12 protein-coding genes are annotated in these 14,662 nt (G+C 47.7%); 9 read left to right on the forward strand and 3 right to left on the reverse strand.

Annotated elements, in window-relative coordinates; all coding sequences use genetic code 11:
• Nucleotides 1-2: 2 nt before the first annotated feature.
• From dtd to deoC, 3 genes are read left to right on the forward strand one after another with little or no spacing between them, the layout of a single operon-like run.
• On the forward strand, nucleotides 3-455 hold the full coding sequence (gene dtd, locus DWU89_RS04395) for a D-aminoacyl-tRNA deacylase (protein WP_115498465.1): 453 nt from the start codon (nucleotides 3-5) through the stop codon (nucleotides 453-455).
• Between the two features lies 1 nt (nucleotide 456).
• Nucleotides 457-789 carry a nucleotide pyrophosphohydrolase gene (locus DWU89_RS04400; RefSeq protein WP_115498466.1) on the forward strand — a complete coding sequence of 111 codons (333 nt, stop codon included), beginning with the start codon at nucleotides 457-459 and terminating at the stop codon, nucleotides 787-789.
• 3 nt (nucleotides 790-792) lie between these two features.
• Complete coding sequence (gene deoC, locus DWU89_RS04405; protein ID WP_115498467.1) at nucleotides 793-1,728, forward strand: deoxyribose-phosphate aldolase; 936 nt, start codon at nucleotides 793-795, stop codon at nucleotides 1,726-1,728.
• 187 nt (nucleotides 1,729-1,915) lie between these two features.
• Here deoC and DWU89_RS04410 read toward each other — a convergent pair whose 3' ends face one another.
• The gene (locus tag DWU89_RS04410) at nucleotides 1,916-2,755 is read right to left on the reverse strand and encodes a BRO-N domain-containing protein (protein WP_115498468.1); all 840 of its coding nucleotides are present in this window, start codon (nucleotides 2,753-2,755) and stop codon (nucleotides 1,916-1,918) included.
• A gap of 283 nt (nucleotides 2,756-3,038) precedes the next feature.
• On the opposite strand from DWU89_RS04410, the gene DWU89_RS04415 reads away from it, so the two are divergent.
• The 3 genes from DWU89_RS04415 to mobV all read left to right on the forward strand — a co-directional run bounded on the left by DWU89_RS04415 (nucleotide 3,039) and on the right by mobV (nucleotide 6,641).
• The gene (locus DWU89_RS04415) at nucleotides 3,039-4,271 is read left to right on the forward strand and encodes a site-specific integrase (RefSeq protein WP_004293706.1); all 1,233 of its coding nucleotides are present in this window, start codon (nucleotides 3,039-3,041) and stop codon (nucleotides 4,269-4,271) included.
• A gap of 17 nt (nucleotides 4,272-4,288) precedes the next feature.
• Entirely contained in the window at nucleotides 4,289-4,681 is a 393-nt protein-coding gene (locus DWU89_RS04420; RefSeq protein WP_004293707.1) for a hypothetical protein, read from the forward strand.
• Between the two features lie 592 nt (nucleotides 4,682-5,273).
• Nucleotides 5,274-6,641, forward strand: coding sequence for a MobV family relaxase (mobV, locus tag DWU89_RS04430; RefSeq protein WP_008999098.1), 1,368 nt, complete (start codon nucleotides 5,274-5,276; stop codon nucleotides 6,639-6,641).
• Nucleotides 6,642-6,838: 197 nt separating this feature from the next.
• On the opposite strand, the gene erm(F) is transcribed toward mobV, so the two are convergent.
• On the reverse strand, nucleotides 6,839-7,639 hold the full coding sequence (erm(F), locus tag DWU89_RS04435; protein WP_004295323.1) for a 23S rRNA (adenine(2058)-N(6))-methyltransferase Erm(F): 801 nt from the start codon (nucleotides 7,637-7,639) through the stop codon (nucleotides 6,839-6,841).
• Between the two features lie 245 nt (nucleotides 7,640-7,884).
• Between erm(F) and DWU89_RS04440 the strand changes: the two genes are divergently transcribed.
• The 3 genes from DWU89_RS04440 (at nucleotide 7,885) to DWU89_RS04455 (ending at nucleotide 13,599) form a co-directional block, all read left to right on the forward strand.
• Nucleotides 7,885-8,610, forward strand: coding sequence for a toxin-antitoxin system YwqK family antitoxin (locus tag DWU89_RS04440; RefSeq protein WP_004293712.1), 726 nt, complete (start codon nucleotides 7,885-7,887; stop codon nucleotides 8,608-8,610).
• Between the two features lie 547 nt (nucleotides 8,611-9,157).
• Nucleotides 9,158-11,674, forward strand: a complete 2,517-nt coding sequence (locus DWU89_RS04450) for a glycoside hydrolase family 9 protein (RefSeq protein WP_115498469.1) — start codon at nucleotides 9,158-9,160, stop codon at nucleotides 11,672-11,674.
• Between the two features lie 65 nt (nucleotides 11,675-11,739).
• Nucleotides 11,740-13,599 (forward strand): hypothetical protein, encoded by a 1,860-nt coding sequence (locus tag DWU89_RS04455; RefSeq protein WP_244205848.1) that lies wholly within the window; start codon nucleotides 11,740-11,742, stop codon nucleotides 13,597-13,599.
• A 57-nt stretch (nucleotides 13,600-13,656) separates the two neighbouring features.
• Here DWU89_RS04455 and DWU89_RS04460 read toward each other — a convergent pair whose 3' ends face one another.
• Nucleotides 13,657-14,631, reverse strand: coding sequence for a polyprenyl synthetase family protein (locus tag DWU89_RS04460; protein ID WP_115498487.1), 975 nt, complete (start codon nucleotides 14,629-14,631; stop codon nucleotides 13,657-13,659).
• Nucleotides 14,632-14,662 lie beyond the last annotated feature (31 nt).

Genomic DNA, 14,662 nt, shown 5'->3' on the forward strand with positions numbered 1-14,662 from the left:
ATATGAGAACATTGATACAACGGGTACAGCACGCCTCGGTCACCATTGACGGGCAATTGAAGTCTAAAATAGGAAAAGGGCTGCTTGTGCTGGTCGGCGTTGAAGACCGCGACACCCGGGAAGACATCGAGTGGTTGTGCAAGAAGGTTGCCAACCTGCGGATTTTTGACGATGAAAACGGCGTTATGAACCGTTCCGTAATCGAAACGGAAGGCGAAATAATGGTGGTCAGCCAGTTCACGCTACATGCCTCCACCAAGAAGGGAAACCGTCCCTCCTACATCCATGCTTCCAAGCCGGATATAGCGATTCCGATGTACGAAGCCTTCTGCGCAGAAATGGGCCTGCAAATCGGTAAAGAGGTACACACAGGCACATTCGGCACCGATATGAAAGTGGAGCTGCTCAACGACGGCCCTGTCACAATCTGGATCGATTCACAAAACAAAGAATAATATGGCAGAAGTTACGCTTAAACAGGCACAGGAGCAAGTGGACAGCTGGATCAAAACGTATGGCGTCCGCTACTTCAACGAACTGACGAATATGACAATCCTAACGGAAGAGGTCGGAGAACTGGCGCGCATCATGGCCCGCACTTACGGCGAACAGTCCTTTAAGGAAAGCGATAAACACCGCGATTTAGGCGATGAAATGGCGGATGTTTTATGGGTATTGCTCTGCCTCGCCAACCAGACAGGCGTCGATCTGACTGCCGCTTTCGAAAAGAACCTGCAGAAGAAGACCAACCGCGATAAAGAACGACATATAAACAATAAAAAACTATAAGATATGGCACACGAACACGATCATGAATGTGGATGCGGACATCATCACCACGATGAAGACACCGAACATCTCCACACCGACAAATATCAGCAGGCCTTTGCCAAGTTTGAACCGGCCGGCTCGCCCGAAGAGGTTGCAGAACGGGTAAAAACAGTGCTCGAAAAGCACGGAAAAGAGAACTTCACGCCGGACGTGCTGAAACAAATTCACGGTTTCATCGACCTGACTTCCCTCACCAGCATCGACACAAAAGAAAGCATCTGGAAGCTGGTAGACAAGGTAAACGACTTTGAAGGCACTCGCCCGGACGTTCCCAACGTAGCTGCCATCTGCACTTATCCCCTATTTGTGGAAACAGTCAAGCAGGCACTCGCAGCACAAGACGTGAAGATTGCATCTGTTGCCGGAGGCTTCCCCTCCTCCCAGACATTTATGGAAATAAAGATTGCCGAGACCGCAATGGCAGTCATGCAGGGAGCCGATGAAATCGACGTAGTGATGAATTTAGGCTATTTCATGGAAGAGAACTACGAAGAGATTGCCGAGGAAATCCAGGAAATCAAAGAAAGCTGCCGCGATGCCAAGCTGAAAGTAATCCTCGAAACCGGTGCTCTCGTAGCTCCGGAAAGCATTCGGAAAGCTGCAATCCTCGCTCTCTATTCCGGCGCCGATTTCATCAAAACATCCACCGGAAAAGGTTACCTCGGTGCAACACCGGAAGCCGTTTATACGATGTGCCAGGTACTGAAAAAGTACCATTCCATCACAGGAAAACGTGTCGGCATCAAAGTCTCAGGCGGTGTCCGCACAGCAGAAGAGGCAGTTCTCTATTATACGCTCGTGAAAGAGGTCTTAGGCAACGACTGGCTGAATAAAGACCTGTTCCGTATCGGTGCAAGCAGCTTGGTGGAAGACATTGAGCAACGTTTAGGAAAGTAAGCGCAACAGTAAAAATTTCTTAAAAAGTTTCACCTGTTCCCCAAGTCTGAAACTTTAGTTTCTCCGGCATGAAACTAAAGTTTCACCACAAGGGAACAAAAATTTCATCGTGATGAAACAAAAAGAGTCTCCCAAGCGAAATTCTTACGCCTGGGAGACTCCTTTAACTTAATATATCATATTCAATTCATTTATCCGTATCATCAGGAAGTTTCCCTAAAGAGTTATGCGCATTTAAGGGAGAGACAACAGAACGCCCTAACTGACTTTCCAATTGCTGCCGTGCAACCTTGGCAACCTTCCCTCCTTCTATCGCAACAGAAGCGTTTTCATCGAATGTCTGCGGATCTTTAGCTTGCGAAAGTTCAGTTGTAGAAGCTTCTGCAAGCATATTCAAAACCAATTCGGTATTGGTCATATTATCCCTCAGATTTTCTTTCTTCAACCCTTTAAAGGCCTTATACTCCTTCGTTGTCTTATCAGACCATGTTTTTGTGATGATATCGGTCAGGGAAGCAAACTGCACACCTTCCTCCATGCCGCAACGTTTCCATTCATCCGTTAAGTTCTTACGGATTTCAATACTTTTCAGGCGTTGGTTAATCCAACTGTCGGAATATCCCAAACGCTTATATTCCCACATAGCGCGGTCAATCGTCAGTTCCGGATCTTGCAATTCATCAATCCTTTCACTGGCAATCTGTGCCATCCACAATTTAAAGGGTTCAGCTTTAGGAGAAGGGACAGACTGGATCAGACGGAAAAGCTGTTCGGTATCGGCCACATCGGTAAGCCGTTTCTTCCCGTCTTCTGCAACCAATTTCAACTGGTTACAATTTGTAACCGTTTCATTCCCTTCTTTCTTCAATCTGTTTTTCAAAACTTTCCAATAGTTTCTGGGATCAGGGCTTTCGGTTAACACGCCAATCACATCTACAATAGAAAAGTACCATTTTTCCTGTTCATCGTCCCAAACGGTACGAACTTTACGCTCTTCAAAGAGCTTGATTGCTTCTTTTTTTGTCATAGTCACTGTTTTTATAATAAACACATAGCGAAAAAGTAAATTTGGGTAAAACGTAGCGAATTAGCTGATACAGCGTTCGTTACGCTTTGTTTTTCTATGGGACAGAGCCAACGAAATACCACCTCGAAGCCAAACAGCGCAGAAGTTCAGTTACCACCTCATTACCCCCGTAACGGGTGTGAATTTCTTGCTAAATGGTTCTGTTTCTGCGATTTGCGTAATTTTGCATAGCAGTCGGTAACTCACTAATAACTAATTTTGTAACCAAAAAAAGGAGTGAGTTATGCGTAGTACATTCAAGGTATTATTTTACGTGAAGAAAGGCAGCGAGAAGCCGAACGGCAACCTGCCTTTAATGTGCCGTATCACGGTGGACGGCGAGATTAAACAGTTCAGTTGCAAGATGGACGTTCCCCCACGGCTGTGGGACGTGAAGAACAACCGTGCTTCGGGCAAGAGCGTCGAAGCGCAGAGAATCAACCTTGCGGTAGATAAAATCCGTGTGGAAGTAAACCGCCGCTATCAAGAGTTAATGCAGACGGACGGTTATGTTACCGCCGCCAAACTCAAAGACGCCTATCTCGGTATCGGCGTCAAGCAGGAAACTTTGCTGAAGCTGTTCGAGCAGCACAACGCCGAGTTCGAGAAGAAAGTCGGGCACAGCAGGGCGCAGGGTACATTTACCCGTTATCGGACGGTCTGCAACCATATTCGGGAGTTCCTGCCCCATACCTACAAGCGTGAGGATATTCCATTAAAGGAACTCAACCTCACGTTCATCAACGACTTCGAGTATTTTCTGCGCACGGAGAAGAAATGCCGCACCAATACCGTGTGGGGCTACATGATTGTGTTGAAACACATCGTTTCCATAGCGAGGAACGACGGGCGTTTGCCCTTTAATCCCTTTGCGGGATATATCAACTCTCCCGAAAGCGTGGACAGGGGCTACCTCACCCAAACGGAGATACAGACGCTCATGAACGCACCGATGAAGAACGCCACCCACGAGCTTGTACGGGACTTGTTCGTCTTTTCTGTTTTCACGGGTTTGGCGTATTCGGACGTGAAGAACCTCACCGCCGACCGCCTGCAAACATTCTTCGACGGCAACCTGTGGATAATCACCCGAAGAAAGAAGACCAACACCGAATCGAACATCCGCCTTTTGGACGTTCCCAAGCGTATCATCGAGAAGTACAAGGGGCTGGCAAGGGACGGTCATGTTTTCCCCGTTCCGAACAACGGCAGTTGTAACAAGATACTCAAAGATATAGGCAGACAATGCGGCTTCAAGGTACGCTTGACCTACCATGTCGCACGCCACACGAACGCCACGACCGTACTTCTGTCGCACGGCGTACCCATCGAAACGGTGAGCCGCCTTTTGGGGCACACGAACATAAAGACCACCCAAATTTACGCCAAAATCACCGCCCAGAAGATAAGCCAAGACATGGAAACCTTGTCGCACAAGTTGGAAGATATGGAGAAGAATATCTGCCGAGCCATCTAATTAAGAACAGAATACCGATGAAAGAAGAAAGGAACATTATCACGATGGACGGGCAGGGCAATATCTCCCTGCCGAGCGATATAGGCGCAACCGCCATGACCGAGCGGGAAATCTGCGAACTGTTCGGGGTTATCGCCCCGACGGTTAGGGCAGGGATAAAGGCACTCTGCAAAAGCGGAGTTTTATCTATATATGACATAAAGCACATTATCCGCCTATCGGACAAATACAGCGCGGAGGTTTACAACCTCGAAACGATAGCCGCCCTCGCTTTCCGTGTCGAATCGTTCGGGGCGGCGAAAGTCCGCAGGGCATTATTAGAGAGGATTATACACGGGCGAAAAGAGAAAACGACGGTATTCGTGTCGGTTGTTTCGGACGGCAAGCCCAACAGCCGTTGGAAAGCATGATGATATACCAACATACCAACATGCAAACGTACCAGCATACCAGCATGCAAACATGCAAACCTATCACTATGGTGATATATATTGCAGGGTCTATTTCTCTTTTCAGAGGAAAGCGGAGCAATCGTTTTCGTTTACAAAGGCAAAGCAAGCACGGGGCTTTACGTCGGCTAAAAGGTCAGGCGGCTGCGCCGTTTCCCAATAAATCTTCCTCTCGCTTCGCTGCGAGCGTATTTATCGGGAAAACCTTGTATCCGACCGCCCCGTGCAAAAGAGCCTTTGAAAACGGAAACGACCGCCCCGCCACCCACCGACCGAAAGGAAAAAAATAAGGTGGGGTTACGGGCAAGCAGGCGGCAGGGACAGCCATAGCCGAAAGGCAGACGGGCAGGCAGACGGCACGCCGCAGGGTATTTACGGAGAAAATACCGTAGCTTATTAGGGAATTTTCCGAGCCGCAATACTACGTATCGCTGAAAATTCCCCAATAAGGCAAGGGGTAAGCCCCTCTGCACACCCCATCGGGGACGGCATTTGCCGCCCCGAAGATACGAAAAATCATTGTTTCACAAGTCAAGGAAGAAAGGAAAAATATATGGGTTTCGTAGTTTTACACATGGAAAAGGCGCACGGCAGCGACAGCGGAACGACCGCACATATCGAGCGTTTCATCATACCGAAGAACGCCGACCCCACACGCACGCACCTAAACCGCAGGCTTATCGAATACCCCGACGGGATAAAAGACCGTTCGGCGGCTATACAGCAGAGATTAGAAGAAGCGGGGCTGACACGCAAAATCGGAAGCAACCAAGTACGGGCAATCCGCATCAACGTATCGGGAACGCACGAGGACATGAAGCGGATAGAGGAAGAGGGGCGTTTGGACGAGTGGTGCGCCGACAATCTGAAATACTTCGCCGACACGTTCGGAAAGGAGAACATCGTGGCGGCTCACCTGCACAGGGACGAGGAAACGCCGCACATACACGTTACACTCGTCCCCATCGTCAAGGGAGAGCGCAAGCGCAGGAAAAGGGAGGAACAGACGAAGAAGCGATACCGCAAGAAGCCGACCGACACCGTGAGGCTGTGCGCAGACGATATTATGACACGGCTGAAATTGAAGTCCTACCAAGATACCTATGCCGTGGCGATGGCGAAATACGGGCTGCAAAGGGGCATAGACGGCTCGAAAGCTCGCCACAAGTCCACGCAGCAGTATTATCGGGATATACAGAAACTCTCCGACGACCTCAAAGCGGAAGTGGTGGATTTGCAGCAGCAGAAAGAAACGGCACAGGAGGAACTAAGACGGGCGAAAAAAGAAATACAGACCGAGAAGCTGAAAGGGGCGGCAACCACCGCAGCCGCCAACATCGCCGAGAGCGTCGGTTCTCTTTTCGGCAGTAACAAGGTCAAGACGCTGGAAAGGGAGAACACCGCCCTGCATAAGGAGGTAGCCGACCACGAGGAAACCATCGAAGCCCTGCAAGATAGGATACAGACCATGCAGGCAGACCACAGCAGGGAGATACGGGAAATGCAGCAAAAGCACGGCAGGGAGATAGCCGACAAGGACACAAGGCACAAGCAGGAAATATCGTTTCTGAAAACGGTAATCGCAAGGGCGGCAGCATGGTTTCCCTATTTCCGTGAAATGCTCCGTATCGAAAACCTCTGCCGCCTTGTCGGGTTCGATGAAAGGCAGACCGCAACGCTCGTCAAGGGAAAGCCGTTGGAGTATGCAGGGGAACTCTACTCGGAGGAACACGGACGGAAATTCACGACCGAAAGGGCAGGTTTCCAAGTGCTGAAAGACCCCACGGACGGGACTAAATTGGTTCTTGCCATCGACCGAAAGCCCATTGCCGAGTGGTTCAAGGAACAGTTCGAGAAGTTAAGGCAGAACATACGCCGACCTATACAACCGCAAAGGAAAGGCAAGGGATTCAAGCTATAAATGTTAAATCCTGCCCGATTTGCCGAAAAAAGTGCGGTACGCTGTTCGTGGTGTACTGCACTTTTTTTATATTTGTTCGCAAGGTGATATACTTGAAGAAAATAACAGCCGATTTCGCTGTTAGCACAATGTTATGCGGCAGCTTAAAAGACGACACCAAACCAGAAAAATCATCTTGACAACCACCCGACTTTGAACTACGAAGGATGAAATTTTTCAGGGACAACTTCCAGCATTTCCAAAAAACAGTTTACCCATTGACTTGGAGACAAACAAACAATTTGAGCATTAAGGTTTAAACCGAATTTTTCCGAAATTGACCTGACCTGACTTTTCCTGAAAATCGACTTTAAAGCTGTTTTTACAGATAAATCAGGTTTCTCTAACAGACAGGAAATAAATGCTAAGTATTTGGCTTTAAACTTAAAATCAAAAAATAACTGTTTTCTTTTAATGTTTAACAGGGCTGATTTGACAGTTGGCGGTGGAAAGAAACTTTCAGGACCTACCTCATAGACAAGTTTCAAATCAAAAAAAGTATGATAGAAAACGGTATATGGATTGTAAAGCTTCCTCGAAAATAACTTTTGTGTAGGTTCTAACTGAAGGACAATGGAACCTCCCAGAAAATTTCCAAGACTCTCAAACATCAGGATTTTGAAAATATCGGAAGTAATGCCATAAGGAATATTTGACACCACTTTGAAAGGAAATTTCGGAACTGCAAAATTCCTAAAATCACAACCGACAACTTGAACATTTCGGGCATCAGAAAATAATTTTCGTAAATGTTCAACCAAAGCTGTGTCGTTTTCAATAGCAACAACATTGTTGGCGATTTTTAATAAATGAACAGTAAGAAACCCCTTGCCTGCCCCAATATCTAAAACCGTATCCTGATTACTTATATTTGCTTGTCTTATTGCATCTTTTATTAGCACTTTATCAATAGTAAAGTGCTGACCCGTAAAACGAACGGGCAATTTCTTTTTTGTCATTAGTAACTTCTTACAGGTGAATACTTGACTGCAAATTTAGTAACTTTGCAGCAGAAATTAACGAGAAAGAAGAGAAAATGAAAACCGACCGCATAACATCACCTATACGCAAGCAGGGGTTTCGTGCTTCGTAGGACAGTTAAGTGGTAAATTTAAAGTTCAGTTCTTCGTAGGAAGTTCAGTGGTTAAAATCCCTGCCTGCGTATAGCTGAGAACCGTTATCAACCTCGAAAAGCAAAAATACAATGAATAGAATATTAACACTATACCTCTTTTTGCTATTGTGTGGCACGGCTTCCGCACAACAAATAGTAAAATGGGACGATTTACAGACTATAACGGATAACGCACGGCGCACGGTCTATTATGAAAAAGGCAGTAAACAGCCGTTGCAGGGAGAATATCGCATTATACGAGGGCTTGACGAGGAGCGTGTTAAACTTTCCGACGGCATAATAAACGGTGATTATCTCCGCTATCGTGATGGGGTACTGCGTGAATCGGGCATATATGCCAAAGGAAAGCGCAACGGCATATTCACGGAGTATTACCAAGATGGCGTTACTCCCCGAAAAGAAACACCCATGCAGCAAGGCAAGATAGACGGAACTGTAAAGACCTATTTTCGTAACGGCAAAATAGAAATCGAAAAGGAGTATAGGCAGAGTGTGGAGAGCGGACGGGAACGCCGCTTTGACAGCAAGACGGGTGAGCAGATTTTTGAATCTCATTATATAGACGGCAAAAAAGAGGGTGAGGAATGGGAAATATTCGAGGATGGGCGCACGCTTCGCAGCAGGACTACACGACACTACCGTAACGGAAAACTTGACGGCTTTTATCGTGTGGAATCGACACGGGACGGAAAACCCTATATAACCATCGAGGGGCAATACACCGACGGCGAGAAATCGGGACGTTGGAAACAGTACAACGCCACCGATGACACAACCCATGAATGGGATGAATGATTTTCTTTTTTCGCAAGTTGATTTTATAAAATTGCCACCGAAAGTTCGTACTTTCGGAAAAAGATGTTATATTTGCAAATGAAAGAGTTATTTGACAGCATAGCAACGCAAAACGCTGAAATTCGCACAGTTGCTAAATCGTTACTTCTATTTCTCAAATAATTCGCTAAAAGTTTATTTCTCAATCGGTTAAGTCAAACCGAGAAAAATCTAAAATAATATTCTACAAATGTACCCATTATATAATAGCAAACCGAACTTCTCAAGATATATTTCACTCGTTAGGAACAATCATTGATTATCATCACAATAAAAATCAGGAAGAAAAGATTTTATTGCAATATAAATTATATCTTTATAGCCACTTAGATAGATAAGTGACAGTGTTTCTTTGGACCTTTTAATATTTCTCAATTCAGTCGGGAGCTTTATGCTCATGCGTTAACTGTAAGTAAAAAGCCAGGAAATCCTTTGAAAAATCACAAGACCGATCAGAAGGAACAGCGACCGGATGACCGGTTATCACTAATAATAATATGATTTACACATGAAAAGACTAATGAGTATTTTATGCCTGGGAGGAATGATGAGTATACTCCCTGCAACGGCACAAGAGTTTAAATTAGGACCGGAAGGTTATTTCCAAAACCAGGGTGTGAATGTAATGGGCTTCGACGACATTTATCCGGAAGGCCATCAGGGTGGTGTTTCCCTGATCATGCATGGACACCGGATAGCTACTAATGGAGATATTCGCCTCGAACCGACACCCGGCCAATGGCAACCGGTCCCGAAACAGAGAAAACGGGATCTGGATCCGGTAGCCAACACCATCACGGCCCGTTTGAGTTTCCCTGATTCTTCACGGCATTTGACGGGATTTAACCCGATGATTTACCCTGATTTGGCATTCAACTACACCGTAACGATTAAGGGAGAAGGCGGTTCGGTTGTCGTCACAGTCGACCTGGATCGTCCCATACCACAGGAATTTATCGGAAAGGTCGGATTCAACCTCGAACTTTTCCCCGGCACTCTCTTCGGAAAGCCTTGGATTATGGACACGCAGACGGGTATTTTCCCACAGCAGGCGAACGGACCTACGCGCTACGAACCGGCCAACCACTCGCATACCGGTAACTTCAATCCGGAAGGGAAAGCCTCTGCGGAGATGTTGGCCGACAAAGGCTACAGCCCGATTGTGGCTGACGACATCGTGTCGGAACCTTATGCCGTCGGAAAACGTTTCACCGTCCGCCCGGATGATCCTTACAGCCGGTACACGATCGAAACGAAAGGCTCCGACCTTAAACTATATGACGGCCGGATGAACCACAACAACGGTTGGTTTGTCGTACGAAGCGAAGTACCGGCCGGAAAGACTAAAGAAGCGATCCGGTGGGTCATCACGCCCAACGTTGTAAAAGATTGGATTTATACACCGGTTGTCCAAACTTCCCAATTAGGCTATCATCCCAACCAGCCGAAAGTCGCTGTTATCGAGCTGGATAAAAGAGATACAAGACTTCAGCAACCGAAGCTCTACAAAATTACCCCCGACGGAGAAAAAGAAGTGCTTGCCGCCGCCGGACAGAAATGGGGACAATTCCTCCGTTACAACTACCTGAAATTCGACTTCTCGTCTATCAAAGAGGAAGGCTTATACCAAGTACATTACGGAGATGCCGTCTCTTCCATCTTCCGGATTGCAAAAGATGTGTATGACCGCGGCGCCTGGCAACCGGTCCTGGAATACTTCCTCCCGGTACAAATGTGCCACATGCGGGTAAACGAGAAATACCGCGTATGGCATGATTTCTGCCACATGGACGACGCCCGCATGGCACCTGTCAACTTCAACCATATCGACGGCTATGCACAAGGGCCTTCCACGCTGACGAAGTACAATCCGGGCGATGTAGTCCCCGGCCTGAACATCGGCGGCTGGCATGATGCAGGCGACTTCGACCTCCGGGTGGAATCGCAGGCCGGAGAAGCCTATATCCTGGCCCTCGCCTATGAAGCCTTCCATGTGGACTACGACGCTACCGCCATCGACCAGCACAGCCGGATCACGGAGATCCATCAACCCGACGGGAAACCGGATATGCTGCAACAGGTGGAAAACGGCGCCCTGACCGTTATCGGCGGTTACCGTGCCTTGGGACGCCTGTACAGAGGTATTATCTGTAACGGCCTCCGCCAGTATGTGCTGCTCGGAGATGCTTCCGCCATGACCGACAATGTAGCCGGAAACGAAGACGACCGCTGGGTCTTCACCGAGGACAATCCGAACCGCGAACTGACGACTGCCGCCCAAATGGCCGCCGCATCGCGCGTCTTGAAAGGATTCAACGATACCCTGAGCGTACAAGCGCTGGATTGTGCCCGCAGCCTCTTCGACGTGACGAAAGAGTCGGCACAGACAAAGGCCACAAAGGTACACGCAGCAACCGAACTCTATCTGACTACCGGCGACCAGCAATACAAGAACTACCTGCTGAAAGAGAAAGACTTTATTGCCCAGAACATCGGCCGTGTAGGTTGGTTCATCGGCCGGGCCGAAAAGAAAATGAACGATGCCGGCTTCAGCAAGGCTGTCCGGAACGCGTTAACCGGTTTCCGGACAGAGTTGGATAAGCAAGGGGCTGAAACACCTTATGGCATCCCCTATCGTCCGCATATCTGGGGAGCCGGTTGGGACATACAGTCGTTCGGCTACCGCCATTACTTCCTGCACACGGCTTATCCGGACATTTTCGGACCGGAATACGTGTACAATGCGCTGAATTTCGTCTTAGGATGCCATCCGGGCACGAATACGGCATCATTTGCATCCGGAGTGGGTACAGTTTCGGCAACAGTCGGTTATGGCCTTAACCGCGCCGATTGGTCGTATATCCCGGGCGGTGTGGTTTCGGGAACAGCCCTGATTCGTCCTGATTTCCCCGAACTGCTGGTCTTCCCTTACCTTTGGCAGCAGGTCGAATATGTGCTGGGCGGAGGCTCATCGCATTATATGTTCCTGGTATTGGCGGCACAACAGCTTCTATCGGATAAATAAAACAAAGAAGGCGGAGCTTAACGGTTCCGCCTCCAATTTCTATCACATATTAAATAATTACCACAATGAAACGATTCTTAATTCTTGCGCTTATTATGAGTATGGGCATCTCTCTGGCAGGGCATGCCGGTAATTACAAGAGCTTTAAAGTATCCGTCTATACGCGGGCTTACGAAGTAGAAAAAATGAAAGACCTGCATTGGTTGGATTCCACCTGGACCATTATCTCCAGCCAGGTAAAAGTAGACAAGATTTATCTGGAAACACACCGCGACCTGCTGATTGTTCCGGACAAAACGCTGGAACAGGCAAAGAAGTTCTTCCAGGATAGAGGCATAGAAGTCGGAGGCGGTATCACCTACACGATCGACGAGTCGAACAGCTTCGAGACCTTCTCCTATTCCAACCCCGAACACCGGAAGAAGGTACAGGAAATAGCCGAACACACAGCCAAGCACTTTGACAATTTCATCCTCGACGACTTCTTCTTCACCAGCAGCAAATCCGATATCGACATCAAGGCAAAAGGTGACAAGAGCTGGACCCAATATCGCACCGAGCTGATGACGGAAGCCGGACAGAACCTGGTCATCAATCCGGCAAAGAAGGTGAATCCGAATGTGAAGATCATCATCAAATATCCGAACTGGTACGACCATTTCCAGGGATTGGGATTCAACCTCGCCACCGGTCCGCAGATATTCGACGGAATCTGGAGCGGCACGGAGACACGCGATCCCTCCTCCGCCCAGCATCTGCAAAACTACCTAAGCTACAATATCATCCGTTATTTCGACAACCTGCGCCCGGGACATAACCTCGGCGGCTGGGTGGATTCGGGTGGTTCCAATATGGGTATGGACCGCTATGCGGAACAACTCTGGCTCAGCATGTTTGCCAAAGCGCCTGAAATCGCTCTTTTTGCCTATCACGAACTATTAGGGACCAAGCTGCGTCCTGAAATCCACCGCACGCCCTGGCAGGGAATGGGAACCAGCTTCAACTACGACGAAATGATGAAGCCTATCCGTTTACCGAACGGCAGCACGACCCTTCCGACAACGATTGCCCGCGTAGCCGGCGTATCGCTCGAACAAATCGACGCATTTGTCTACAAATTAGGGAAACCGATCGGCATCAAGAACTACAAACCTTTCCATTCATTAGGTGATGACTTCCTGCAGAACTATCTCGGAATGATCGGCCTTCCGATGGATATGTATCCCCAATTCCCGACAGACCAGAAGGTGATCCTCCTGACAGAACAGGCTAAATATGATGCCGATATTATTGCAAAGATGAAAAAACAGTTGCAAAAAGGCGGCGATGTCGTCATCACCAGCGGATTATTGGCAGCCATTCCCGAGAAGATAGCAGATATAGCCGAACTGCGTGCCTCAGACCTTAAAGCCCTGGTCAATGACTTCGGACGGGCCGGCACTGCCGACAAAGATATCCTGATCACGCAAGTGCGCTACCAGACCAATGACGCATGGGATATATTGAGCGCCGGACGCCCCTTGCAGAAAGGTGTAAGCGGTTACCCGATGCTACTGCGGGCCCCCTACTCCAAAGGGAATCTGTATGTAATGACTATTCCGGATGATTACGGAAACTTGTATGATCTGCCTGAAGGCGTGTTGAACGCTTACCGCCGTGTGTTGAGCCAGGATTTGGACATGTATATAGAAGGCCCTGCGAAAGTAAGCCTTTTCCTTTATGACAACGGCACTTTCATCGTAGAATCGTTCCGCGACGAACCTATTACAATCCGTCTTGTAACCAATAAAAAGATAGAAGCGGTGAAAGATATGCTGAAAGGCACTCTGGTTGAAAAGCTACCCGAAAACCAGCGGGATCATGCAAACAGGTATCTCATTACTTTGATGCCCCACTCATATAAAGTATATGAAGTAGCGAAATAATAAAAAAGGTAGGGATGTGTCAAAAATAAGTTCTAACACATCCCTACCTTCCTTTATCTATTTCTGACGCTCTACAATATAATCGGCAAGTAGCAGTAATCCGTCACGGGCCTCCGACTCAGGTAAAGTCAGGAGAACTTCGACTGCTTTATCATGATACACCTGCATCCGCTGTCCGGCATATTCGATTCCTCCGTTTGCTTTAGCAAAATCGATCAGCAGGTCGATATTCTTTGCAGAGAAATCCTTTTCATTAATAATACGCAGGCAATTGTCCACCTCCTCTTTCGGACCTGTTTGCAAAGCATGCAGCAAAGGAAGCGTTACCTTTCCTTCACGGATATCATTACCGGTCGGTTTCCCGATATTAGTTTCTTTAAAATAGTCGAATATATCGTCTTTAATCTGGAAGCAATAGCCCAAATATTCCCCGAACTCACGGCATTTTTTCACCATTTCATCGGAAGCATTGGCAGAAATAGCCCCTATTTCGGCACAAGCGGAAAGTAACATCGCCGTCTTTTTCCGTATCACCTGCATATAGCAGGATTCATCGATAATGCTTTCTTCGGCAGTCTCGAGTTGTTTGATCTCCCCTTCCGACAGATCACGCCCCAAGTTCGAAACAATTCCTATAATTTGCAGATTACCCGTCTGAATGGAACGGATCAAAGCGGTGGAAAGGACATAATCCCCTACCAGGACGGAAATGCGGTTATCAAATATAGCATTCAGGGAAGGAACGCCGCGACGCTGTTTAGTCTCGTCAACTACATCATCATGGATAAGCGTGGCAGTATGAAGCAATTCGAGTAAAACAGCCGAATTAATCGTATGATCCGTCACCTGCCCGCATGTTTTCGCAGCCAGCAGCACCAATAAAGGGCGGACATGTTTTCCACTCGCATTCAGTATCTGATCAATAGCCGATTGCAGACGATTCGTCTCGCTTCGCAGCGAAGCGGCAAACTCATCATTGAAACGTTTAAATTCTGCGGCAACCGGTTTCTCTATTTTACTTCTATCCTTCATAATCGATCCTAAGATGCGCAAAAGTAACAAA

This window comes from Parabacteroides acidifaciens (assembly GCF_003363715.1).
GTDB classification, from domain to species: Bacteria; Bacteroidota; Bacteroidia; order Bacteroidales; family Tannerellaceae; genus Parabacteroides; species Parabacteroides acidifaciens.

Coding starts and splice junctions, on each gene's coding strand:
- dtd (WP_115498465.1), top strand. CDS start 3: ATGAGAACATTGATACAACGGGTACAGCACGCCTCGGTCACCATTGAC.
- DWU89_RS04400 (WP_115498466.1), top strand. CDS start 457: ATGGCAGAAGTTACGCTTAAACAGGCACAGGAGCAAGTGGACAGCTGG.
- deoC (WP_115498467.1), top strand. CDS start 793: ATGGCACACGAACACGATCATGAATGTGGATGCGGACATCATCACCAC.
- DWU89_RS04410 (WP_115498468.1), bottom strand. CDS start 2,755: ATGACAAAAAAAGAAGCAATCAAGCTCTTTGAAGAGCGTAAAGTTCGT.
- DWU89_RS04415 (WP_004293706.1), top strand. CDS start 3,039: ATGCGTAGTACATTCAAGGTATTATTTTACGTGAAGAAAGGCAGCGAG.
- DWU89_RS04420 (WP_004293707.1), top strand. CDS start 4,289: ATGAAAGAAGAAAGGAACATTATCACGATGGACGGGCAGGGCAATATC.
- mobV (WP_008999098.1), top strand. CDS start 5,274: ATGGGTTTCGTAGTTTTACACATGGAAAAGGCGCACGGCAGCGACAGC.
- DWU89_RS04440 (WP_004293712.1), top strand. CDS start 7,885: ATGAATAGAATATTAACACTATACCTCTTTTTGCTATTGTGTGGCACG.
- DWU89_RS04450 (WP_115498469.1), top strand. CDS start 9,158: ATGAAAAGACTAATGAGTATTTTATGCCTGGGAGGAATGATGAGTATA.
- DWU89_RS04455 (WP_244205848.1), top strand. CDS start 11,740: ATGAAACGATTCTTAATTCTTGCGCTTATTATGAGTATGGGCATCTCT.
- DWU89_RS04460 (WP_115498487.1), bottom strand. CDS start 14,631: ATGAAGGATAGAAGTAAAATAGAGAAACCGGTTGCCGCAGAATTTAAA.